This window comes from Brachyspira hampsonii (assembly GCF_001746205.1).
GTDB lineage: Bacteria > Spirochaetota > Brachyspiria > Brachyspirales > Brachyspiraceae > Brachyspira > Brachyspira hampsonii_B.
In genome coordinates this window covers 1-24,189 of sequence record NZ_MDCO01000013.1, presented here as the reverse complement: position 1 = coordinate 24,189, position 24,189 = coordinate 1, and the positions used below count along the sequence as shown (strand labels likewise).

Annotated in this window: 20 protein-coding genes and 4 pseudogenes; 8 read left to right on the top strand and 16 right to left on the bottom strand. The window is 28.3% G+C overall.

Annotated elements, in window-relative coordinates; all coding sequences use genetic code 11:
- The 3 genes and pseudogenes from BFL38_RS13335 to BFL38_RS13325 all read right to left on the bottom strand — a co-directional run.
- Nucleotides 1–256: pseudogene (locus BFL38_RS13335) on the bottom strand (lysozyme inhibitor LprI family protein); the annotation flags it as partial.
- A gap of 165 nt (nt 257–421) precedes the next feature.
- Entirely contained in the window at nt 422–1,306 is an 885-nt protein-coding gene (locus BFL38_RS13330) for an Rpn family recombination-promoting nuclease/putative transposase (protein ID WP_069727505.1), read from the bottom strand.
- Nucleotides 1,307–1,414: 108 nt separating this feature from the next.
- Nucleotides 1,415–1,882: pseudogene (locus tag BFL38_RS13325) on the bottom strand (ankyrin repeat domain-containing protein); the annotation flags it as partial.
- A gap of 140 nt (nt 1,883–2,022) precedes the next feature.
- On the opposite strand from BFL38_RS13325, the pseudogene BFL38_RS15920 reads away from it, so the two are divergent.
- Together BFL38_RS15920 and BFL38_RS15610 are read left to right on the top strand one after the other, a co-directional pair.
- Nucleotides 2,023–2,136: pseudogene (locus BFL38_RS15920) on the top strand (restriction endonuclease); the annotation flags it as partial.
- Nucleotides 2,137–2,355: a winged helix-turn-helix domain-containing protein gene (locus BFL38_RS15610; protein WP_256097274.1), complete on the top strand. Its 219-nt coding sequence runs from the start codon at nt 2,137–2,139 to the stop codon at nt 2,353–2,355.
- A gap of 443 nt (nt 2,356–2,798) precedes the next feature.
- On the opposite strand, the gene BFL38_RS13315 is transcribed toward BFL38_RS15610, so the two are convergent.
- A complete protein-coding gene (locus BFL38_RS13315) occupies nt 2,799–3,626 on the bottom strand; it encodes a CAP domain-containing protein (RefSeq protein ID WP_069727503.1) in 828 nt (275 codons plus the stop codon).
- Nucleotides 3,627–3,812: 186 nt separating this feature from the next.
- Here BFL38_RS13315 and BFL38_RS13310 point away from each other — a divergent pair, with 186 nt between their 5' ends.
- The 3 genes from BFL38_RS13310 (at nt 3,813) to BFL38_RS13300 (ending at nt 7,492) form a co-directional block, all read left to right on the top strand.
- On the top strand, nt 3,813–5,372 hold the full coding sequence (locus tag BFL38_RS13310) for an NAD-dependent epimerase/dehydratase family protein (RefSeq protein ID WP_069727502.1): 1,560 nt from the start codon (nt 3,813–3,815) through the stop codon (nt 5,370–5,372).
- Between the two features lie 154 nt (nt 5,373–5,526).
- Nucleotides 5,527–6,474, top strand: coding sequence for an EFR1 family ferrodoxin (locus BFL38_RS13305; RefSeq protein WP_069727501.1), 948 nt, complete (start codon nt 5,527–5,529; stop codon nt 6,472–6,474).
- 79 nt (nt 6,475–6,553) lie between these two features.
- Nucleotides 6,554–7,492 (top strand): tetratricopeptide repeat protein, encoded by a 939-nt coding sequence (locus BFL38_RS13300; RefSeq protein ID WP_069727500.1) that lies wholly within the window; start codon nt 6,554–6,556, stop codon nt 7,490–7,492.
- Nucleotides 7,493–7,559: 67 nt separating this feature from the next.
- On the opposite strand, the gene BFL38_RS13295 is transcribed toward BFL38_RS13300, so the two are convergent.
- Entirely contained in the window at nt 7,560–9,191 is a 1,632-nt protein-coding gene (locus tag BFL38_RS13295; protein WP_069727499.1) for a restriction endonuclease, read from the bottom strand.
- Between the two features lie 319 nt (nt 9,192–9,510).
- Here BFL38_RS13295 and BFL38_RS13290 point away from each other — a divergent pair, with 319 nt between their 5' ends.
- The 3 genes from BFL38_RS13290 to BFL38_RS13280 are packed head-to-tail and all read left to right on the top strand — an operon-like array spanning nt 9,511 to nt 11,594.
- Nucleotides 9,511–10,140 (top strand): queuosine precursor transporter, encoded by a 630-nt coding sequence (locus tag BFL38_RS13290; RefSeq protein ID WP_069727498.1) that lies wholly within the window; start codon nt 9,511–9,513, stop codon nt 10,138–10,140.
- A 38-nt stretch (nt 10,141–10,178) separates the two neighbouring features.
- A complete protein-coding gene (locus BFL38_RS13285) occupies nt 10,179–11,156 on the top strand; it encodes a beta-ketoacyl-ACP synthase III (protein ID WP_069727497.1) in 978 nt (325 codons plus the stop codon).
- 18 nt (nt 11,157–11,174) lie between these two features.
- Nucleotides 11,175–11,594 (top strand): C-GCAxxG-C-C family (seleno)protein, encoded by a 420-nt coding sequence (locus BFL38_RS13280; RefSeq protein ID WP_008722227.1) that lies wholly within the window; start codon nt 11,175–11,177, stop codon nt 11,592–11,594.
- Between the two features lie 64 nt (nt 11,595–11,658).
- On the opposite strand, the gene BFL38_RS13275 is transcribed toward BFL38_RS13280, so the two are convergent.
- The 11 genes and pseudogenes from BFL38_RS13275 to BFL38_RS13225 form a co-directional block, all read right to left on the bottom strand.
- A complete protein-coding gene (locus BFL38_RS13275) occupies nt 11,659–11,949 on the bottom strand; it encodes a hypothetical protein (RefSeq protein WP_008722233.1) in 291 nt (96 codons plus the stop codon).
- Nucleotides 11,949–12,731, bottom strand: coding sequence for a hypothetical protein (locus BFL38_RS13270; RefSeq protein WP_069727496.1), 783 nt, complete (start codon nt 12,729–12,731; stop codon nt 11,949–11,951). The genes BFL38_RS13275 and BFL38_RS13270 overlap by 1 nt, the downstream gene beginning before the upstream one ends.
- A 28-nt stretch (nt 12,732–12,759) precedes the next feature.
- Complete coding sequence (locus BFL38_RS13265; protein ID WP_069727507.1) at nt 12,760–13,425, bottom strand: HEAT repeat domain-containing protein; 666 nt, start codon at nt 13,423–13,425, stop codon at nt 12,760–12,762.
- A gap of 8 nt (nt 13,426–13,433) precedes the next feature.
- Complete coding sequence (gene alaS, locus BFL38_RS13260; protein ID WP_069727495.1) at nt 13,434–16,037, bottom strand: alanine--tRNA ligase; 2,604 nt, start codon at nt 16,035–16,037, stop codon at nt 13,434–13,436.
- Between the two features lie 214 nt (nt 16,038–16,251).
- A complete protein-coding gene (locus BFL38_RS13255) occupies nt 16,252–17,763 on the bottom strand; it encodes a Do family serine endopeptidase (protein ID WP_069727494.1) in 1,512 nt (503 codons plus the stop codon).
- Between the two features lie 254 nt (nt 17,764–18,017).
- Complete coding sequence (locus tag BFL38_RS13250) at nt 18,018–18,950, bottom strand: lysophospholipid acyltransferase family protein (RefSeq protein ID WP_069727493.1); 933 nt, start codon at nt 18,948–18,950, stop codon at nt 18,018–18,020.
- A gap of 14 nt (nt 18,951–18,964) precedes the next feature.
- Entirely contained in the window at nt 18,965–20,983 is a 2,019-nt protein-coding gene (locus BFL38_RS13245; RefSeq protein WP_069727492.1) for a hypothetical protein, read from the bottom strand.
- Nucleotides 20,984–21,016: 33 nt separating this feature from the next.
- A complete protein-coding gene (locus BFL38_RS13240; protein WP_069727491.1) occupies nt 21,017–21,796 on the bottom strand; it encodes an SDR family NAD(P)-dependent oxidoreductase in 780 nt (259 codons plus the stop codon).
- Between the two features lie 77 nt (nt 21,797–21,873).
- Nucleotides 21,874–22,059 (bottom strand): annotated as a pseudogene (locus BFL38_RS13235) (hypothetical protein); the annotation flags it as partial.
- A 133-nt stretch (nt 22,060–22,192) separates the two neighbouring features.
- Nucleotides 22,193–23,509 (bottom strand): alpha-glucosidase/alpha-galactosidase, encoded by a 1,317-nt coding sequence (locus BFL38_RS13230; RefSeq protein ID WP_069727490.1) that lies wholly within the window; start codon nt 23,507–23,509, stop codon nt 22,193–22,195.
- Nucleotides 23,510–23,947: 438 nt separating this feature from the next.
- The coding region (locus tag BFL38_RS13225; protein ID WP_256097273.1) for a nucleotide modification associated domain-containing protein at nt 23,948–24,189 on the bottom strand (242 nt) is incomplete at its 5' end.

Here is a 24,189-nt window from a genome sequence, read left to right as displayed (position 1 = left end):
TTATATCTTCATCAAATTTAGCTTTATCTACTCTAATACCTTTATAAACATATTTCATATCAAAGAATTCTTTTTGATTATTTATCTGTTTGCTTTGATTAGCTGAGGTATTAGTTTGAATATTTTGTGCATTGTTGTTTTGTGATGTTTGATTAGTTTGAGTATTTTGTTCTGATTGATTTGTTTCTCTGCCGCCGCATGAAATTACAGCAATAACTAAAATAAATGCTGCAATTATAGAAATAAAATTTTTCATATTGTACCCCAATGTATGTATTGTTGTTTTCGCATTATAAATTAGAATAATTAAAATTTCAATTAAAAATTATTTTAACAAAAAAAGTGCACACATATAAAAAATATGTATGCACTTTTTATTATAGCTTTTATTTTTATTAGTATAATTTTTTATTTATTTTTATTATAATTTTTCTATTTCTTGCATACTCAATCCTGTTATTTTACTTATAATATTAACATCTATATTTTCTTTTTTCATATTTTTAGCCGTTAATATCTGATTTTCTTTAATACCTTCTTCTTTTCCTTTTTTAATACCTTCTTCAATACCTAATCTTCTTTCTTCATCAAACATTATTTGATTGCCATATAAATAAGCCTCTTTCTTCTCATATTCCATCATCATCAATCTGCTTTTTACAAAATTATTATATTTTTTTTGTACTTCTTCCATTATAGGTTTTTCTTTTACTATTTCAGACATAGAAGCCTCCAAATTTTTGCTTGTAAACATTTTTAACCAACAATTTAAATCTTTAGTTAATATGTTTTTCTTAAACTTTTTTAATTCTATTATATGTATCTGCAAATGGTCTGTGAGAAGTTTTTTGTTATTCATCTCGTAAAGCATATAGCAGGAATGTATATTGTTTGTTTTGTCTAAATTGAAATTGAGTAAATTAATGCTTATTACAGGTGTAAGTTCATCATATCTTTCTCCATGCTTTAATAATTTACTATAATTTGCTGCCCAATAATAAAGTATTCTTTCTGGAAACCTTGAATTACCTTGAAGTTGAATTTCTATAATAACAACTGAGCCATTCTGGGTAATACATTTTACATCGACTATAGTTTCTTTTAGATTTCTATTTTTCTTTAAATTAAATGGGGTTAATATTTCTACTGCTTTAAAAGTTTTCATTCTAGAATCAAGCATTATAGAATTAATAAAATCTAAAAGTATAGATTCGCTGCTTCCTTTGTCAGTAAAAAGGTATCGTATAAAATAATCGTTCAAAGGATTGAAATATTTTATTTTTTTTATATTTGTATTATTTTTCATGAATATATTATACTAAAATAACTATAAATTGTCAAAATTTGAAAAATCATGAATAAAAAAAGTGCATACATATAAAAAATATGCATACACTTTTTATTTTATTATTTTTTATATAGTAAGATAGTATTCTAAAGTATCTGGATTATTTAAATGATGAAGTGCTGCTTTGTCATCTTCCTCTATAACAATATCCATAGCTGTTTTTCCGTCATTATTTTTAATATTATAATCAGCACCCATATTTATAATAACTCCTAACATACCATAACTTCCAACAATATTTTCTACGGCAACTATTAATGGAGTATCTCCGTTATCATTTTTTTTATTTACATCAGCACCGTTTTTTATCATATAGTAACAAGCATCTGTACCAAACCAAACTTCACGTACTAAATATGTTAAAGGGGTATCCCCTGTTGCTGAACATATAGCATTTAAATCAGGCTTCAAATCAATAATATCTTTAGCTAAACCAATATTACGATACTTCATTGCTATTATTAAGGGAGTATATCCGTATCCATCTTCTAAATTTATATCAGCACCTTTCTCTGCTAAAAATTTCACCATTTCATTGAAGTATCATTTTTTAATTGAAGTAATAGGAGTTTGTTCATTATGGCACTTTTAAAATATAGAGCTATGATAAATATGTACTAAAATATTTATATAATGTAAAAGAAGCTGTGCATAAAAGTAAAATATAAGATAAAATCAAAGAATATACAAATCCTTCTGATGAAGATTTAAAACTAGTAAAAGAAAATAAATATTCCAAATTTAGTGATAGAGTTGATTGGTCATTAACTTATCTTAAGAAAGCTCAATTGATAGAAAATACAGAAAGAGGAGTATATCAAATAACAGACTTCGGTAAAAAATTCTATGAAGAAAATCCTAACTTTGACTTCAAAACTTTAAAAGAAAAAACGCCTTATTTAGAAAACAGCAAAAATAATTCAAATTATGATATTGACGAAATAGAAGAAGCAGAAGAAGATGAAAACAGAAACGAAATAGAAAAAAGCATCGAAGGAGCTTCTTGATTCTGATAATATATTAGAAGAAGAAACATCAGAAAATGAAGTTGCTGAAGAGCCTGAAAAAAATATTGAATCACAGTCATCTTTAGAAGAATCAGAAAGTACAGAAGAATCTATTGATGAAGAAGAAGCTGCTCCCTCCGAAGAAGAATCTGAATTAGAGATGAAAGAGTATACAGATGAGGAGCTTCTTGATTATGATAATATATTAGAAGAAGAAACATCAGAAAATGAAGAGTTTTTTTATTATGATTAAAATTTATTATAAAAATGCATTTACCGTGCGTTAAATAGATTTTAAATCTAATTAACACTTGGGCGGGCATGATTTTTAATATGAATAAAATTTTAATTTAAATCAATGCTTTAAATTTTAAAGGGAGGGTTTTTAAATAAATTTAAAAATGAAATTTGTCTTAATTATATTCTAATTAAATAAAAAATTATTAATCAGTAAATACCTGTACCCAATAAAGTCTGTTATTATATTCAAATACACCAACACCTATCTTTCCGAAATTTTTTTGAAGTATGTTTGCTCTGTGTCCGGGAGAGTTAAGCCAAGATTTCATAACATCATCTGCATCTACCTGACCATTTGCTATATTTTCACCTGCTGTTTTGTATGCTATGTTATACTCTTTTAATATTGTGGAGAATGCTGTTTTATTAGGTCTTGTATGAGAAAATAAAGTCTTTAACTCTTCAGCTCTCTTTTGTGCTGCCTCGCTTAATTTACTGTCAAGCACCAATGAAACAGATACATTATTTTGTTTTCTAGCCTCATTGCATAATTCAGCTACTCTTTCCCTTTCTTTTTGTATATTTAATTCTTTTTTTATTATGTCCCCATTTCTTGAAGATACATAAATTACTGTCCAATATTTTTTGCCGCCATTTTCATATACAGAAGCAGCTGCATGAGTGAATTTATTATTTAATATTAAATTTCTCTGTGATTTAAGCATTTGATTGAATACTTGCTCAGCAGTCATATCGGCAATAATAGAGCCTTCAGAGTATGATGCAAATTGTATATTATTGTCTTGTAAAGCTGTTGATTTTCTTATACCTTCTGCTATTTCTTTAGCCCTTTGGTTTGCGGCATTTTGTAATTGAGGTTCTGTTTTGTATTCATTAAGAGATGATTTTTTTCTTTCGCTGTTTATTAATTGAAGTAATTGAGATGCTTCATCATTGTTTTGTGAAAAAGAGGTTTGAGCATAAATAATAAAACTAAATAATAATAAAGATAATATTTTTAATGACTTCATTTTTTTGATACCTCCAAACACTTTATTTACAAAATTTTTTTTTAAATATATAATATGTAAAATAAAAAACTATTTATATATGCTTATGTAAAATGATGATGAATTAATTAAAAAGCTGTAAAATATAATTTGTTTTGTAATTATAATTTATCGCTGTTAATAAAGGATAATAAAAAGGATAACAAGATGAAATATACAATAGCCTTAACAGGTGCTACTGGAAACATGGGACTTGAAACATTAAGACAATTAATGGAGATAGATGATATTAAATTAGTAAAAGTACTTGTAAGAAAAGAAAGTAAAAAAGCTGCTGATAAGTTTAAAAGGCAGTATGGGGACAGAGTTGAAATTATTATAGGATATTTATATGAGAAAGACGACTGCGTAAAATTATTAAAAGACTGTGATTATGTACTTAATCTTGCGGCAGTTATACCTCCTAATTCGGACAAATATCCAAAACTTGCACATCTGACTAATTTTGTAGGCATTAAGCATATTGTAGATATATTAGAAGAAATGCCCAAAGAAAATCGTCCTAAACTTGTGCATATATCAACAGTAGCTCTTTACGGCAACCGCAATGAAAAACACCCTTGGGGGAGAGTTGGTGATCCTTTATTAATAAGTCCTTATGATGCATATTCTTTTTCAAAATTAAAAGGCGAAAGATATGTTCTTGATTCATCATTAGAAAACAGGGCTATAATAAGACAAACTGCTATGCTTCATAATAGAATGCTTACTGATAATATGAGCGATGGACTTATGTTTCATACTTGTTATAATGCTCCTCTTGAGTGGGCTACTGCAAGAGACAGCGGGCTTTTAATGAAGAGAATTATTGAAGAGGATATTAAAGGAAAATTAGACTATTATTTTTGGAAAGGCTGTTTTAATTTGGGAAGCAAGGCAGAAAATAGGCTAGTTGGATATGATACTTTTAATGACGGCTTCAAACTTATAGGAGGCTCTACAAAAAAATATATGAAGCCCAATTGGAATGCCACAAGAAATTTTCATGGGCTTTGGTATTATGACGGATACAAATTAGAAGAATTATTTTCTTATCAGAAAGAGTCCGTTACTGATTATTGGAATGAAATAGGAAAAACTCATTGGTATTATGCTTTAGGTAAACTTGTGCCTCCTTCTATAATATCGTTTTTTGCTATACAAAGACTTTTATCACATCCTAACTCTCCTACATATTGGAGAAAAAACGGAGAGAAAGGAAAAGTTATAGCAACATTCGGAAGCGAAGAGGCTTTTGATAATTTGCCTAAAAAATGGGAAGATTTTAATTTGCTTTTTGAAAATAAAGATTCCAAAGGCAATTATATAGACTATAAGGCTTTGCTTGATATAAAAAATGCCGAACTTCTTAATCATGGATATGATGAAAATAAAAAAGACAGCGAAATAGATTTGGAAGATTTGAAAAAGGCTGCTGAGTTCAGAGGCGGAAAACTTTTAAGCACTAGTATGACCAAAGGGGATTTGCATACAAAATTAAGATGGGCTTGTTCTGAAGGACATGAATTTGAAGCTTCAGCGTTTACTGTTATAAAAGCAGGTCATTGGTGTATGGAATGCATGCCGGACTATACTTGGAACTTTGATATTTTAGCGAAAAAAAATCCTTTCTTTGCTCAGGTTTGGTATGATTCTCATGATAAAGATGAGAATATGCTTTATTATTTTGATGAAGATTTTAAGGCTCATTATAAAAAGGTTGATTAATGATAATTTTTAAATATTAGAAAGCCAAATATAAAAATTGTGAGCCTATAGCAAATTCACCAAAGGCGGACAGCGTCATTTGCTATACATTTTAGCGAACAATTTTTATTAGCAATAATAAAAAATAATAATTTATATAAAAAAGGTAATAAATATGTCTGAAAATAAAAAGGCTGTAATATATTGTTTTTCTGGTACAGGAAATACTGAAAAAGTTTCAAGAGAGTATAAAAAAATATTTGAAGAAAACGGAGTTGAAACTTTGCTTTATAGTGTAGGCGATAATTTTGATAATATGCCTAATATAAAAGATTATGATTATGTTGGTATTGCTTATCCTATACATGGATTTAATGCTCCTTATCCTATTTTTGATTTGATAAAACTTTTTCCTAAATTTGAAAATGAAAAGAAAAAAATATTTATTATAAAAACTTCCGGAGAGCCTCTAACAATTAATAATATATCTTCAGAGCCTTTGATGGCAAGACTTAAGCCAAAAGGATATATTCTAACTAATGAATATCATTATGTAATGCCTTATAATATTATGTTTAGACATACTGATGAGTTTGCTGCTAAGATGTGGAAGACTGCTAAGGCTTTATGCGTGATTGAGGCTAATGAAATTTTGGACGGACGAGAAAGTTTTTTAAAGAAATTTCCTTTCGGCAGATTTATAGCATTTTTATTTAGAATAGAACACCCTGCTATGAAAGTAAACGGACATTTATTTAAAGTAAAAAAGATTTGTACTCATTGTAATTTATGCGTTAAGAAATGTCCTGTTAATAATATTTATAATGATGAAAAAGGCGATATTAAGTTTAAAAATAAATGCGTAATGTGTACAAGCTGTTCATTTAGATGTCCTGTTGATGCTATAAGAATAGGCATTTTAGATTTTTGGCGGGTTAATGGAGTTTATAAATTTGAAAATCCTCCTGTAGGTATAAAAAGTAAACATGATGCTTACTGCAAAAAGGCTTATGAGAGATATTTTTCAGATGCTGATAAAAAGATACATGATTATTCACTTCATTCAAAAGAAGAATATAAACAAAAAACATACTATAAGAATATAGAAAATTATATATTATAACAATGAATATTATTCTAACGCTTTTTTTATAATTTCCGAGAATGAAAAAAACAATATAAAAATAAGTTTGGAGCGGAAAATGATAAAGAAGTATTTAGCAATATTAATAGGTTTATTGTTAGTTTTTACAATATCATGTAAAAAACCTGAAGGTAATATAGAAGATGATTATATTAATGAGATAGAAAAGGAATATCAAAATTCATCAAGCAATGATGTTGTTGTAGAAACTAATAACGGAGTTTCTGATGATATAGGAAATACATCAAATAATATGTCATCTGCAATGGATAATATGGATAATAATATTGATTATAATCAGTCTATCAATAATAATCCTAATCAAAATGTTAATATGACAGATAATACACTAGCATCATCTGCAGCACCTGCAAGAAAAAGACCTTTAAAAGCAACCATATATAACTTTTATAGTCCTTGGACTTCTCAAAATGATCCTTTGATAATTAGAGAGATAAGAGTTATGATAGCAAATAAAGAATATACTCAGGCTCTAAACTATATAAATAAATTAGATTTTAATAATTTACCTGCTGATGTAGATGTTGGTCAGCTATATCAGTTTAAAGGAATAGTATATTATTTCCTATCTAAAGATACTAAATCAAATAATTTTATAACTAAAAATAATATTGCTTTAGCTGATGAATGCTTTAAGAAAGTAGAAGGACTTACAAAAATAGAAAAATTTAAACCTCTTTCATTATTATGGAATGGTATGCTTTATCAAACTTATTCTAGTGATGAAGCACAATTACAGGAAGCTATAGCTTTGTTTGACAGAGTAATTACTGAATATCCTAGAACTAGATTTGCTAATGATGCCGTATTCTATAAGGCTGTAACTATGAAAAAATTAGGCATGTCTGAGAATGAATATAATGATCTTTTCCTTTCTATAAAAAGAGGCGGTTTCGTTGATACTTTAGTTTTCTCACAAGTAGTAAATGATTATGTTCCTGCTAATGATTTGGTAGACAGAGAAATGTTAAAATAAATTTCACTTAGTTTTTAATTTTCAAAAGTGATAGTTTATATAAAAATAGACTATCACTTTTTTATTTTTATAGTTTTTCTTCTTTAAGGAGATTGTTAAATTGATTTCTTGAATATACAGTAACTTTATCATTATGGGAAGCATAGCTTTTAGCACTATTGCTTAATTTCACAGGAAGTATTAATATACCATTTTTAGCTCCAGATTCGGCAACCATCATTAAAAAATCTCTTATAATCAATTCACCAACTTCGATTTTTTTCCATCTTTTGAAAGATATTAATGTAGTATCTTTTTTATTTCCTTTGATATTATATGTTATGTAATTAACCTCATCTCCATAATCGTTATTAGAAGTATTGTCAGTGTATTCCTGTATTATAGAATGCGATAATTTTGTACGAATTATATTTTGGCATAATTTTTTGAAATCTATAATATTCATATTATAAATTTTATCTACCTTCTGAACTATTTTCAGACTCACTTCATTATTGTTATCATCATCTATTTTTAATTCATCTAATATTTTTTTTACATTAATATTATTTTGTATTTCTATAAGAGAACTTAAATAATCTATATCTATAAAAGAACCTTCCCATAAATCAACAGCTTTCTCCCAATTTTCAATATCTTCTTTCTGCACATATTTTTCATAATTGTCATTTTTAGAATTATCTAATTTCATCATGTTTCTCAATTTATTAAGCTGTTCTGTAGCTTTATTTATTTCTGATAAATATTGTATTATAATATCAAAATTATAAACAGATAATTCAGGTAAATTTAAGCTGTTGATAATTTCAAATAATTTTTTAGATAGAGATATATCTCTTAAAAAATATGAATAGAATGAGTAGTCTAATATTAAATCATATATTTTTTTGTCAGGGTTTGCTATATTATATTTTTTATATAAATTATTATATAATTCTTCAAACTTTTCATTATCAAGAACTTTATATAATAAATGTAAATAGATCCTATCAATATACTCTTGATTATTAATATGTTTATTGGCTATAATCTGTTCTATAAAATTTCTAGCTATATTCAATTCATCAGAAAGCATATACATTGATATTAAAGTTTTATTGACAGTATCTATATCTTTATCATTTTCTTTTATTAATATTTTTTGCAGTTCTTCTAAAAAGACAATACATTTTTTATAGTCCTTGTTCTTAAAAAAACTAAATGCTGCAGCTTTAAGATTATCAGTATTAAATTCATTTTTATTTAATATAGCCTTATTAAAATAATCGCATGCTAGTATATAGTATCCTTCATTACAAAGAATGGTTCCTGTTTTGATATTATAAGACATATTATTTGGATCTAATTTGGCAATTTTTAAAGTATATTTAAAAGCTTCCTGATTTTTATCAAAATTCTCATAGAATAATTCAAGTTTTTTACATATTTCTAATTCTTCTTTTTCTTTAAAGAAAGAAACCTGCATTAATTTTTCATACATCTTTAAAGCTGATTCTGTTTCTCCAATTTGCTCTTTAAGTTTTGCTAATTGATAAAGAGACACATAATCTTTTTCATCTTCATTAATTTTATTAGTTAATTCTTCTATTTGTTTTTTTATATATTTAATAGAAGTGGATTTTTTATTACTAAGAATTTTTATTATTATTAAGATAATTAAAACTAATAATACTATTGCTGATAATATAATATAAACCATTTTCAAAACCCTACTAACAACTTATCATTAGACTTGTATATTTATTAATTGTGTAAATAGCTAATAATGCGTTTGTATACCAAAATAATAAGCTATAAAACATAAGAACATTGTATTTTATAATTTTTAAGATTAAATGTTTTTACATCTAATCTTGTCAAATACTTTTAAAACAAGTCTGATATAACAAATATAATAAAAATATTCAAATAATATATACTTTTTTTACATAAAATTGATTTTTTTATTATTAAAAAACTATAGACTAAAATCTTTTTTTAATATATCATATATCATCTTACTTTAATGGATTAAGGATATGGATAATATTAGAGATGAAGAATATAAAATTTCATTTGTTACGATACTTGTTATTTGTTCTTATATAGCCTGTCAGATGATATCAAATATAGCAAGTGTCAAGATAGCTAATGTTTTAACTTTAGCTGTTGATGGGGGCACATTTTTATATCCTTTGGCTTTTACAATAAGAGATATGGCACATAAAACTATAGGAAAGAAAAATACTCAGAAACTTATAATAATTTCAGCAATTATCAATATTTTCTCTCCTATTTATTTTTATATAATATCTCAAATACCTGCAGATGCAAGCTGGGAGTTTAATGAGGCTTTTCAATTGACTTTAAGTCCTGTTCTAAGAATATCTATTGCATCTATACTAGGTTCTACTTTGTCGGAGCTTGTTGATACAGAAATATATCATCTTTTTGTAACTAAGATAACAAAGAAATATCAATGGCTTAGGGTATTAATAAGTAATGCTTTCAGCATACCTGTGGATAATTTAGTATTTGTTATTATAGCATTCTGGGGGGCATTGCCTTTCGATGCTTTGGTAGGCATATTTATATTTAATTTTATAGTAAAATATGCAGTTACAGTTATAAGTGTTCCTATGATATATTTAGTAAAAGAGAAGAATTGATTTAAGAAAATTAATAAAATAAAGAGGAGTTTAAATTTATGAAATCTATTATTAAATATTTATCCTCATATTTACCTGAAAATGTGGTAACTAATTATGATTTAGAGAAAAAATTGGATACTAATAATGATTGGATAGTTTCAAGGACAGGAATAGAAGAAAGAAGAATAGCAGATAAGAAAGAAAGCACAGGAGATATGGCGATAAAGGCTTTGACAAAATTAAAAGATAAGGGTGCTGTAATAGAAGATGCTGATGCTGTAATAGTTGCAACTTCTACAAAATCATATACTTTTCCATCTACTGCGGGACTTATTCAAAAGGCATTTCATATAAAGAATTCATGTCTTGCTTTTGATATATCTGCTGCCTGCTCAGGATATATATATGCTTTAAATACTGCTGCTTCGCTTATAGAAAGCGGAGAATGTAAAAAAGTTTTAATAGTTGCTGCGGAAAAATGCTCGGATATACTTAATTGGGAGGACAGATCTACTGCTATATTATTCGGGGATGGTGTAAGCAGTGCTTTGCTGGAGGCTTCTGATGATGATTCTAAAGGCATTATATCAACAGATATAGGTGCTGAGTCTAATGATGAAATACTTATAGTAAAGGGCGGAGGAAGTGTTAATCCTATTACAGAGAATAATGTTGAAGATAATACAAATACTATAACTATGGCGGGTACTGAAGTATTTAAAAAGGCTGTTAAAACTTTTGATGAAACTATTAATAAAACGGTAAAAAATGCTGATTTAGATTTAAAAGATTTGTCTCTTATAATAACTCATCAGGCTAATACTAGAATAATGAATGCGGTTGCAAAAACTTTAGGGTTAGGTGATGATAAATTTTATATTAATATACAGAAATACGGAAATACATCTGCAGCTAGTGTTGGTATAGCTTTTACAGAGGCTTTTGAATCCGGTATTATAAAGGAGGGCGATTATGTTCTTCTCACTGCTTTTGGAGCGGGGCTTACTTGGGGTTCTACTTTAATTAAATTTTAATTAAGAGGTGTTCTTTATATGACATTATATGAATATTTATCTTCAGGATTTGGTAAGGCAGAAGATTTGAATTGTGCTGAGAAAATGCTTTACGGAGCTGATAAAGTTTATGAGCTTGGCATAAATAGAGATGATTTAAAATTGGCGGCTGGTTTCGGCGGAGGTATGGCTGTTGGTATAACCTGCGGTATATTAACAGGAGGAATAATGGCTTTTGCTAAGGCTTTTATAGCAGACAGAGGACATGAAGGTACTCTTTTAAAAGAAATAGAAGCAGAATATATCAATAAATTTAATGATAAAATGAATAGTATTAATTGCGATTATTTGGTTGAAAATTACAGACACCCTGAAAACGGATGCGATTATTTAATATTCGAAGCAGCTAAAATATTTGATGAATTAATGGAAAAATATAAAGATTATAGAAAGAATTAATTTCTAAGTTTTAAATGGTGAGTATATTAATAATACTCACTTTTTCAAACTTTAATTAAGATTTTTAAATAATATCACATATAGAATTGATAATATTTACTTTTTTTCTTTCTCTTTCACTTAAAGGTGCATATTTAGATTTGTACATTATATCATTAGCAAGAACTATAAATTGTTCCTTAAGCATTTCTGCAGCCTCTTTAGGGGTTTTTCCTGTTGCTCTAATAGCTAAATCTTCATTGCCTATAACATAATGATCCTCTGCTATTTTAATCATATAACCTTTTAATGTTTTTTTGAAATGGAAATCATCTACATCATTGAAATTTAATTCTATTTTTTGTTTTTGTGCCATTAATATATACCCGCCTTTTTTGCATAATCTTCATTAGTTAAACTAAATGTCTTTTGTGTGAATATAATATCATTGGTATTGAATGCATAAGGTACTTTACCTTTCAAACCGCTTACCCCATTTGATATAGCCTGATCTATAACTATATATAATTCTTCAGCATGCTTTTTCTGATATTTCAGAACATCAGCTATAACTATTTCATAAGCAGTTTGCCTTGTAGGTGCTCCTGTATCACCTATTATATAATATGAAGCTCCATTTAGAGTATCTATCCACAAATAATTTCCTTCTATATCATAAATATCAAAATCTATTTTTACCTTTTGAGACCAAAAAGACATAGCCGATTCAGCATACATTACTCCATCTACTTTATCAGCAAGTAAAGCTAGTGTTTCTTCAGAAAGTCTATTAGTGGCAAGTGTACCTGTAGCAGCAACATAGTTAGCTCCTAATATAGAATGATTCGGTAATTCAGCAAATTCTTTATTTCCTAAAGCCTCCTGCAAAGTTACTAGCTTAACCATTTCATTTTGGGAATTAAAATTACTAATGAAGCTGTTTAATACAAAATCAGTGTATATTTCTGTATTTAAATATTTTAATCTGTCCCAATACTCATTAGTCATACTTTTTGGAAAAGTAAAAGAAGCTACCGCAATAGTTCTATTTTTATCTATTATATCATCTACTCTTACATAAGAGTATTTTTCTGCACATGACACAATAATAAAAGATAATATTATCAATATAAAAAGAAAATTAATTTTATTGTTCATTTTAATATGTTTTCCTCTTATTATACTATTATTTTGCTGATGCTGTTTCTTTTATTTCTTCTTTAACTTCAGTTTTTTTATTTTTTCTGTATTCTATCACCTGATTGATAGTAGATCTTACAGCATAATCTTTATCTGTAGAAACCAACAAATTTAAAGATCTGTCAACTCTGGCATCATCATAATCTTTTAAAGCCTCTACAGCAGCCATTCTAACCCATTTATTTTTACTTGATAAACTATCTAGTATAGAATTCAAAAGCTCTTTAGCATTCATTCTACCCGCTACTTTTAATCCTTCTATTTGAACCTGTAAATCTGTATCTGATATTGCTCTTTTTATTCTGTCAATAGCTTCAGGATTATTAGCATCTAATCTACCAAGTCCTAAAACAGCTAAGCATCTCACATTAAAATCCGGATCTTCAACACTAGCACGGAGAAAATCACTGTATGCAATATCTGCTTCTATTTTTCCAAGCACCCATATAGCTTCAGCACGAACTTCTCTTCCGCCGTTTTGAGCTGCATTAAGAACATCTAATACAGTTTCTTCATCATCAGGATTTTTAGCAAGTTTTTGTTCTGCTTTATGTACATCTTCAATTCTTCTTAAAGTAACATCTTTTGCAGAGCATGAAATAATAAGCATAGAACTTAACGCAAATATAAAAACAGCAATATTTTTCTTCATATTAAAATTTACAACCATTTACTTTTTAATTTATTAATTTCTTCTTTAGCTTTTTCTACATTTTCTATAGACCCCTGAGCGAAAGTATCTTTTCCGCCTCCGCGTCCTCCTGCAGCAGCAATAATATCTTTTATAATATTATTTGCTGATAATTTTTTGTCTTTTAAAGCATTTCCTGTAATCTGAACAAGTATAGAGTTGGAAGAATCAGTTTTACTTATCATCACAGAAATACTATCTTTTACTCTTTCTTTTATAGTATCAGCATAAAGTCTTACTTCTTTTATATCTTCATTAAACTCTAAATTATAGAATCTAATACCTTTTAAATCTTCAAAATTATCCATAAATGAAACAGCAGAAGCACCTGAAGTTTTAAGCTGCTTAATTTCTTTTTGCAGTTTTTTTACTTCATTTTGCAAACTCTCTGCTCTTACAGTAAGTTCATCTGTTTTTGAAGCATTAAGTATATGAGCTAAATTCTTCACTTTGCTGAATAATTTGCTAGCTTCATTGGCCGCCTTTAATCCTGTGATAGCCTCTATTCTTCTAACTCCGCTCGCCACAGAACCTTCACTCACTATATGGAAATAACCAACTTCAGATGTATTTGTCAAATGGCTTCCGCCGCAAAGCTCTACAGAAAAACCATTTCCTATATCAAGTATTCTTACAGTATCAGGATATTTTTCTCCAAATAAAGCCTTAGCACCGCAGGAAATAGCCTCTTCTTTAGGCATATATTTTATAACCGCAGGCATTGATTTAAATACTGCTTCATTAACTTGATTTTCTATACTTATTAATGTATCTTCTGAAATTGAATCTGGGTGTGTAAAATCGAATCTCAAGTATTCATCGCTTACGAAACTTCCAGCCTGATTAACATGATTTCCAAGTGTAAGTTCTAATACCTTTTGAAGTATATGTGTAGCTGTATGATTTTTTCTTATAGCACTTCTTCTGTCAAAATTAACAAATAACTTTATTTCTTCTCCTACACTTAAAGAATTACCGCTGCAGTCAGCTATGTGTATTATAGTATTTTCTTTCTTTTGAGTATCTATTATCTTTATTATTTCTTTTTTGCCGTTTTCTATATATCCGTTATCTCCAATCTGTCCGCCCATCTCTCCATAGAAAGGCGAAACATCTGTAATGATAACAGCATTTGAAGATGATGTTTTATCTTTTTTAGCATTATCTTCATATACAGCAACTATTTTTGCATTTACTCCGTTTATAAGATTATCAGTTTCCTCTCCTACATATTTAGTTTCATAATTTTCAACATATCCGAATTTGGATCTTTTATCTTCTCCTGCACCTCTGCTCCTTTTTTTCTGCTCTTCCATAGCTTCTTCAAATCCAGCCTTATCAACTTTAAATCCATGATCTGATGCTTCTTCTTCTGTTATATCTATAGGAAGTCCGTAAGTATCAAAAAGCATAAATGCATCTTTTCCTGATATTACTTTACTATCTTTGTTTTCTTCCATTACTGCATAAAGTTTATTCATACCTGCTGATATTGTATTTATGAATTTATTTTCTTCTTCTTTTAATATTCTTTTTACATTTTCTTCTTCTTTAGGAAGATAATCATATATTTCTTTATATACATTAACCACTGAAGATGTAATCTCATTTAAGAAAGCTCCCTTATGTCCTAAATCGCTTGCAGTTTTCAAAGCCCTTCTTAAAAGCCTTCTAAGTACATACCCCCTGCCTTCATTAGAAGGAGTACAGCCTTCAGATATTACAAATACCAATGCCCTTAAATGATCTGCTATAAGATTTATTTTGGTTTTATTTTTATCATCATATTTAACATTCAGTTTTTTTACTATTGCATCAACTATTGGCTTCATTACATCAGTTTGATAATTGCTTTCTACACCCTGAGTAATATAGCATAATCTTTCAAGTCCCATTCCTGTATCTATACCTACATTCGGAAGAGGAGATAAGTTGCCGTCAGTATCCTGAAAAAACTCATTGAATACTAAATTCCAAAACTCTAAATATCTTTCACAGTCGCATCCTACAAAACAATCAGGCTTTCCGCATCCTTTTTCTTCTCCCATATCAATATAAAGCTCACTGCAAGGTCCGCAAGCTCCAGAATCGCCGGCAGGTCCCCAGAAATTATCCTTTTTTCCAAGTCTTACAATCTTTTCTTTAGGTACCCCTATATGCTCATTCCAAATTTTAAAAGCATCGTCATCTTTTTCATAAATAGAAACATATATTCTTTCAATAGGAAGTTTAATAACCTGAGTAGAAAATTCCCAAGCAAATTCAATAGCCTCTTTTTTGAAATAATCACCCATAAAGCAGAAATTGCCGAACATCTCAAAAAATGTATGGTGTCTTGCTGTTTTTCCTATATTTTCTAAATCAGAAAGTCTGAAGCATTTTTGTATAGTTGCCACTCTTGAATATGGGGCTTTCTTTATTCCGGCATAATAAGGTTTGAATTGAAGCATTCCGGCTGTTGTAAATAATAGGCTAGGATCGTCTATTGGTATAAGAGATGATGATTTCTCTATAGCATGCTTTTTGCTTTTAAAAAACTCTTTAAATTTTTCTCTCAATTCTAAATGTGTCATGATTAGCTACTCCTATTTTTAAGAACATTTATATATATGAAAATTTAAATTTTTATTGTCAAATAATATATTTCATTAATAATATATTAAATCAATTATGAATGCAAGTACAAAATACAAAAATAGTTAACATAATTAATATAAGATATTGAATATAAAAAAAGAATTGCAGGCAAATACCTGCAATTCCTTTTTATTAACTTTTATTAAAGCACTATTCTATAATTATAACATAAGTCATTCTTGCTCGTTTTATAGTTATTGTAAAGGATTTATCATTACCATAAGATTTTACGAAGTTATCGTAATCATCAGTATTTGATATTGTTATACCATTAATAGCTTTGATAACATCTCCCGGTCTAAGTCCGTATTGATAGGCTTTAGAGTTCTGAGTCATATTAAGAACTACAACACCTCTCTCATTGCTTCTTATCTGAAGTCTTTGAGATATTTCAGGAGTGATATTAGAAACATCTAAACCCATCCAAGAACGAGTGCTGCCTTGTGAATTATTCTGAGACTGTCTTGTAGGTACAACTTCTTCATCTTCAACTCTAGCTTCTATAGTAATTTTAGTGCTTCTTTCTCTTCCGTTTCTTAAATATTTAACATTAACCTCTTTTCCTACTTTGGTAGTTGCTACTTTATTGAATAAATCTCCTGATTTAGTCATTCTTTCACCATCGTACTCTATTATAATATCGCCGTCCTGTAAGCCTCCTTTTGCAGCAGGTGAATCAGGTATAACTTCGCTTACATAAACACCGCTGTTTTGCTTAACATTCAAACCTCTTGAAAGATTTTCATCAATATCTTGTAAATATATACCTAAATATCCTCTTGTAACTCTGCCGTTTTCTTTTAAGTCAGTCATTACTGAAGTAGCAAGATTAATAGGAGTAGCAAATCCTATACCAATGCTTCCGCCTGAAGTAGAGTATATTAATGTGTTTATTCCTATAACCTGACCATGGATATTAAATAAAGGACCTCCTGAGTTACCAGGATTTATAGCAACATCAGTTTGTATATATCTTTGATATTTATTAGCACCGACATCGCTTCTTCCTTTAGCACTTACAATACCAAAAGTAACAGTATTATTAAGTCCGTAAGGGTTTCCTATAGCAATAGCAAATTCACCTGGCTCTATAGCATCACTATCACCTAAAGCAACATAAGGGAAAGTTCTGTTTTCATCTTCTATTTTTAATAATGCTAAATCATAAGCCTCATCATAACCTATTAACTTGGCAGGAAGTTCTCCGTCCTCTCCGTAAAGAGTAATCATAATTTTAGTAGCACCCTTTACAACATGGTAATTAGAAAGTACATATCCTTCTTCATTGATTATAAAACCGCTTCCTAAAGATTTTTGGCTTCTTCTTTGTCTAGGAACTTGATCTCCGAAGAAAAATCTAAAGAATTCATCTGCATATCTGTCTTCTTGAGTATTACCTGCTTCTATTTCTGTAGATATATTAACTACAGCAGGCATATTTTTGTCAACTACATCTCTTATAGCATTTTCTACAGCTAAGGCTCCGTCTAATGAATCTGTAAATGCGGTCTTTTCAGGTGCTGCCTGGGCATGAACCAAAAACTCATCTTTTTTATAATTTTTCTCATAAGAAAATATGAAAAAAGAAATAATTATGCCAACTAAAGTAAATGTAAGCCCAAGATTTAAAAAGAACATAAATGAACGTTTTTTTTGCTCCATGTACTCATAACCTCCGATTTAATGTATTTTTTATAGACTAAATTTCGATAATTTGCCATAACTTTATTATAGTAAAAAAATATTAATTTTTAAATAAAAAACTTAAAAAAATAAAATCGAAAATATTATATGAAGATTATTACCTCATTATTTGTAAAATTAAGAAATTTATATAATTTTATTCTGACAATTATTATCGTTTTAGTACATTTAATATATAATATAAACCTATGAAAAAAAAACAAAGTAAAAAACTATTTATAATTATTATTTTTATAAAAAATTTCAGGCTCTCCATTAGGTCTTGTATTCCATCTTGGGTGAACCCAAAGCCAATTTTCAGGGTGTTTTGAAATTATTTCCTCCAATTTTTTTGTGTATCTTTGAACATTATGCTTTATAGTTTCTTCTTTAGTTTCTTTTTGTTCTATGTACATTATGTCATAAACTATTATTTTATGATGACCATATCTGTCAGGCAAACTATAAAGTATAGCCATTGGAGAACCTGTTTTCATAGCTATAGCAACAGGACCAACTGCTGTGGCAGCAGGGTATCCAAAGAAGTCTACAAAAACACCGTCCAAATAATTTTGATCGCATAAAAAAGCAACAGGAGAATTATTATTTAATACATGAAATATTTCTCTCAAATCTCCCCATCTTGATATGCATTTCATACCTCTTTTCTCTCTCCAAGAACGCATATAAGCATCTAATTTAGGATTATCAAGAGGACGGAATATGACTCCGGGATTATATCCTTTGATAGCAAAATAAAAAGCTATATATTCCCAATTTCCTATATGTCCTGTGATAGCTACAATACCTCTTTTTTTCTTATTCATAGCTTCATCAAATTTATCCTGACCTTCTATTTTTATTCTTTTTAATATTTGTTCATCTGACATTCTTGATGATTTAATGAATTCGGCAAAAGTCATTATCATAGATTTCATAGAACGTTTTGCAATTATTTTTCTTTCATGAAAACTTTTATTTGGAAATGCCTGTTTTAAATTAATTAAAGCAGTTTTTCTAACACCTGGTGCAAGATAGTACATTAAACTGCCTACAACCTTAGCGAATAATATTACTATAATGTACGGTGTAAATGCTATTATTTCCATTAGTATACGAAGCGGAATATATTCAAGCATTACAACTTTTGGGGATTTATAAGCCAAAATAACCTCTTTATTTACTCTTTTAAATCTTTATTTTCTTTCTCTTTATCTTCAAATAGATCTTCATCTTCTAAAGATTCATCAAATCCGTCATTTTCTAATTTTGTTTCATTTGATTCTGATTGATTTTCAGTATTAGAATTTGATTCTTCACCTTCAGAAGCCTGATTTTCATCATTTTCTATATTATTATTTTCATTATTATCATTTTCTGCATTAGGGGCTTCAGTATTATTATCTTTAGTATTAATACTTTCTGCTTTATCATTAGATGCTTCTGCAGATTCAGAAGCCGCCTGTTTTTCTGCAGTGATTGTATCTGTTTCATCATCACCGCCTTCTATTAGAATACCTGATCCTGATAATTCTCCCTGTGTTATTAAATAATTAAATCCGGATATAAAATAATATGCTTCTGTCAATGCTTTCATTACATTATACCCTTGTATTCTTTTTTTTGACTTTCCAATTTCTGCAGAGAAGGTTAGTATATCATTAGGGTTTTCTATTATTCTCTCTCTTTCTTCTTTATCTAATAATAATTTATCTAACTTCTTTTTGAAAGGTGATATTATTGATATAAATGTGTTTCTCAAGTTTTTAGCTAAATAAGAACGCTGACCGTTTTTATCTGAAAGCATGGAAACTCGCTGTTCAAAACGCATAGTTTTATCTTCTTCCACTTTATTTATTGTTCTGCAAAGTTCACTGTATTCATTTAATCTTGAATTTGTATCTGATAATGATAAAAATATATTATTAAAATCATTTTTATAATCTGTTCTTACCTGATTATCATAAACTAAATTGTATCTAACCTTATTAGAAACAAAAACGGCAGAATATTCCCTGTCTAAAAAGTCTATTAATACCTTTATTCTATATATTTTATCTTTTACAGGTACAACAAAAAATGGATCGGCTTCATATTCTATATTGTTGTCAGATTTTTTGAAAGATACACATTTTTCTATAAGTTTTACTCCTATAGCCTCTACTTTACCCAATTTTTCTTCTTCATTATCTTTTTGCTTTCCTATATTTTCTTTAGCCTGCTGTATTTTAGTTTCCTGTAATTTTTCTTTTTCTTTTCTCAATTTTGTATAATATCCTAATATATCTTCCTCTGTAATATTTAGATAACGATTAAAATCATTTATATTTTCTAATGATTCTTTAGAAGCATATTGTAAAAGGGACAATAGTTTAGGATAATATTTACCATATATCAAATCTACGGCTCTTTTAAAAGCGGATATTCTTGAGTTGACAATTCCTTTGCTTATATTATCAACCATAGCATAAGCAAACATAGCTTTTTCTCCAGCCAATTTTATTCTTGAAGAATAAGTATGAAGTATATAAAGCGGTCTGAACATAGCTTTTATTTCTTTTACATAACTTTCAGCTATAACAGTGCTGTTTAATTCTTTATATGGTCTTAAAAAGTCTTTGTATACATTTTCATTATACTGATCTTTTATTCTTTCTAATAATTCCAAATCATCTAAGGTTTTAGCAAATTGAGATATTACTTTTTCATGTTTAGCTTTAGCATCTATATCAGAAGCTTCACTAGGATTTAAAGCATTAAATATTAAAGTATCCATTTCTAAAAGTGCGGATATAACATTTTTATCTATAAAGTTTAAAAATTTAGGGTTAACATTTCCGCCCATTAATGTGATTACACCAGAACTTAAGGCATTAAACCATAATTTAATATTAAAAAATAACCCATTATTTTTTTTATTTTGAGCAGCTCCTACGGCAGAAGAAGTTTGAGAATTTTTCTCTTTACTGTCGCTTTTGGTACTAGAATTGCTTGAACTTTTGGAATTTCTATTATTATTTCCGCCTACTAATGTATTTTGGTTTTTTTTTGATGATCCTACAAGTATATTATTATCTCTTTTTTTATCTGCTACTACCTCACCGCCGGCATCTACAAATTTATTAAATAAATCTTTTCTGGCATCTTTATTAAGTTCATCTAACTTTAGTCTGTCTCTAGTGTTATCTATATCGCCCATAAATAAAACTCCTAAGTATATTATATAAGTATATTATTTGCTTTTATGTATTATAGTAGCACTGCCTTGATTTTCTGCCATTATTGTCATGCTTGAAATTTGTACATGACTTTTTCTAGTTAATACATACTCTATATTATCGGCTATATCTTCAGCATATAAAGGATTAAATCCTTTGTATACATTATCAGCTTTTTCTTTATCGCCTTTAAATCTTACAGTAGAAAACTCTGTATTAACGGCACCCGGTTTTATATTTGTTATTTTTACAGGCTTGTCAATTAATTCTACTCTCAAACTGTCGCCGAACATTTCAACGAAAGATTTAGTTGCACAGTATATAGCACCTCCGCTATAAGCTTCATCAGCAGCAGTAGATGAAAGGTTTACTATATGTCCATGTTTACTTTCTAATATATACGGAAGCAAAAGTCTTGTTAATACTATTAAGCCTTCGCAATTAACTCTAATCATTTGAAGCGAATCTTCTATAGGATTATTATAATATAAGTCTTTACCTAAAGCTAAACCAGCATTATTTATAAGTATATCTATTTTTTTCTCTTCATCTTTAAGAGAATTTACAGCTTTTACTATATCCTCAGGTTTGGAGAAATCTAATTTTATTACTTTTACTTTCACATTGTGATTTTTTTCTAATTCATTTTTTAAAGCCTCAAGTTTTTCTATTCTTCTTGCCGCCAATATAAGATTAACTCCATTAGAAGCAAGCATTTTAGCTACAACTTCCCCAATACCTGCACTTGCTCCTGATACAAATGCAGTTCTTCCTTTAATATTTTCTATATACATAATTCATTCCTTTTGTAATTGCTGATAAAAATTATTTGCAGATTATGTCTGCAATTATATATAAAAATCATTATTAATTAATGAGTTTCTACCATTCCGGCAACATCTTGGGCAGTATACTGCATACCAACCTCATTAAGATATTTTGTGATTAAGGCATCTACCTGTTTTTTTAAACCTTTAGAATAAAGTTCCATAACCACAGTACAATTTTGTTTAGAATCCCATTGAGTTTCTACAACAGAAGCTCCTCTTATTCTTCCTAGTTTTATCTGTTATTTTAACTGCCAACCCAAGATTTTTTTAAATTTAATGCATATTTACCGCACGCAGAATAAAATTATAAATATAACTTCATTAATAATAAATTAAATATAATGTTCTGCTTACCATGCATTATTTATATTTAGGAAGCCAATTACCATGCTCTTTTATCAAGTCATCACATAATGAAACTATATCATCTATCGATAATTCTGAAGATGTATGCGGATCCATCATAGCCGCATGATATATATGTTCTAGCCTTTTAGTTACATGAGCTTCTATTGTAATGAGCTGAACATTTATATTAGTCATATTCATAGCAGCTAATTGAACAGGTAATTTACCAACATAAGTAGGCTGCACTCCATTAGAATCAACAAGACAAGGTACTTCTACACATGCATTTCTATCTAAATTTTCTATAACTCCATTATTAAGAATATTACCTCCAATTTTATAAGGTTCATTAGTTAATATTGCATTCATTATAAAAGAGCCGTATTCTTTTGAATGTTTATGATTTAAAAACTCTCCGTCTAAAAGGTTCTGACTATCTCTCTTCCAATCTTCTATCTGTTTAATGCATCTTCTGGGATATTCATCTAAAGGTATATTAAATTTATCAATTAATTCAGGATATTTACTTTTTATAAAGAAAGGATTATATTCTGCATTATGTTCGCTTGATTCTGTACAATAGTATCCAAGCCTTTTTATATATTCAAATCTTACCATATCCTTATGCTTTTCATTTTTTTCATAAACTCTTTTTTTAATTTCAGGGTATAAATCATTTCCATTTTTATCCCTTATATCAAGAAGCCAAGCCATATGATTTATTCCGGCTATAAAATCTTTTCTGCCTTCTAGTTTATCTTCCATACCAAGACTTTCTAACAAATCTTTTGAACATACCTGCACGCTATGACATAAGCCTACAGTCTTAACACCTGTATATCTTAACATAAACCCTGTAATCATAGCCATAGGATTAACATAGTTTAAAAGCCAAGCATTAGGAGCATATTCCTCTATATCTCTTGCTATATCTTCAAAAACAGGCAATGTTCTTAAAGTTCTGAATATCCCTCCTATTCCTAAAGTATCAGCAATAGTTTGTCTAAGTCCGTATTTTTTAGGTATTTCAAAATCTATTACGGTACAAGGTTCATATCCTCCAACCTGTATTGCAGTAACTATAAAATCAGCATTCTTTATAGCCTCTTTTCTATTTTCAATACCGCAATATGATTTAATTTTAGCTCTTCCATTATTTATTCTTTTATTCATAGCTGCAAGCATATCTCCTGATTCTTTTAATCTCATAGGATCTATATCATATAAAGCTATTTCACTCTCCAAAAGACTTTCTGTAAGCATGCAATCACCTAAAACATTCTTTGCAAATATTGTACTTCCTGCACCTATAAATGTTATTTTTGACATAATTTAATCCTTTCTATTTATAAACTTTTATATATTTCTAAGTATAATAATTTTATAACTTTATGATTTTATTTTAAATCCCTACCCTTTAATTTTTTTAATTTATTTTGAATTTTTTATTTTTCATTTCTTTATTGTTTAGTTAGAATTTATAGCACCCACCCTATTTTTTATTAGACTAAAAACTTATACTACGCACGGTGAACTTATTCTTATTTATAGTTTTAATTACAATCCAAAACTTTCTCAAATAATAAATTTTATTCTGCGTGCGGTAAACTTTAACTAGCTTTGGAGAGACTAATATATATTAATGAAATAGAAAAAACAGTATAAATCTAAAATTCAAAGCAAAGTGATGAAATATAGAGGGGGGAAGTTAGAATAAATTTTTTGCTTTATTTTTGTTCCCACCCTCTAGGCTTCCTAAACTCACTGTCATTTTTGTATTGTTTTAAATACAGTATCAATAATACTTTCCTCTACCATTGGCTTTTCTTTTGATAGTATAAGAGTTTTTAATCTGTTTAATTTATCTTTTATTCTTATTAATCCTATGCTTATACCGTACTCATCCAATGTTTTATCATAACTATTTCCATAATCTTTATTCTTCTTAATTAATAAGTTTTTAAGCTCTTCACATTCATTAATAATTAAATCTTCTTTATTTTTTTTTT

Coding starts and splice junctions, on each gene's coding strand:
- BFL38_RS13330 (WP_069727505.1), bottom strand. CDS start 1,306: ATGAAAAATAATACAAATATAAAAAAAATAAAATATTTCAATCCTTTG.
- BFL38_RS13315 (WP_069727503.1), bottom strand. CDS start 3,626: ATGAAGTCATTAAAAATATTATCTTTATTATTATTTAGTTTTATTATT.
- BFL38_RS13310 (WP_069727502.1), top strand. CDS start 3,813: ATGAAATATACAATAGCCTTAACAGGTGCTACTGGAAACATGGGACTT.
- BFL38_RS13305 (WP_069727501.1), top strand. CDS start 5,527: ATGTCTGAAAATAAAAAGGCTGTAATATATTGTTTTTCTGGTACAGGA.
- BFL38_RS13300 (WP_069727500.1), top strand. CDS start 6,554: ATGATAAAGAAGTATTTAGCAATATTAATAGGTTTATTGTTAGTTTTT.
- BFL38_RS13295 (WP_069727499.1), bottom strand. CDS start 9,191: ATGGTTTATATTATATTATCAGCAATAGTATTATTAGTTTTAATTATC.
- BFL38_RS13290 (WP_069727498.1), top strand. CDS start 9,511: ATGGATAATATTAGAGATGAAGAATATAAAATTTCATTTGTTACGATA.
- BFL38_RS13285 (WP_069727497.1), top strand. CDS start 10,179: ATGAAATCTATTATTAAATATTTATCCTCATATTTACCTGAAAATGTG.
- BFL38_RS13280 (WP_008722227.1), top strand. CDS start 11,175: ATGACATTATATGAATATTTATCTTCAGGATTTGGTAAGGCAGAAGAT.
- BFL38_RS13275 (WP_008722233.1), bottom strand. CDS start 11,949: ATGGCACAAAAACAAAAAATAGAATTAAATTTCAATGATGTAGATGAT.
- BFL38_RS13270 (WP_069727496.1), bottom strand. CDS start 12,731: ATGAACAATAAAATTAATTTTCTTTTTATATTGATAATATTATCTTTT.
- BFL38_RS13265 (WP_069727507.1), bottom strand. CDS start 13,425: ATGAAGAAAAATATTGCTGTTTTTATATTTGCGTTAAGTTCTATGCTT.
- alaS (WP_069727495.1), bottom strand. CDS start 16,037: ATGACACATTTAGAATTGAGAGAAAAATTTAAAGAGTTTTTTAAAAGC.
- BFL38_RS13255 (WP_069727494.1), bottom strand. CDS start 17,763: ATGGAGCAAAAAAAACGTTCATTTATGTTCTTTTTAAATCTTGGGCTT.
- BFL38_RS13245 (WP_069727492.1), bottom strand. CDS start 20,983: ATGGGCGATATAGATAACACTAGAGACAGACTAAAGTTAGATGAACTT.
- BFL38_RS13240 (WP_069727491.1), bottom strand. CDS start 21,796: ATGTATATAGAAAATATTAAAGGAAGAACTGCATTTGTATCAGGAGCA.
- BFL38_RS13230 (WP_069727490.1), bottom strand. CDS start 23,509: ATGTCAAAAATAACATTTATAGGTGCAGGAAGTACAATATTTGCAAAG.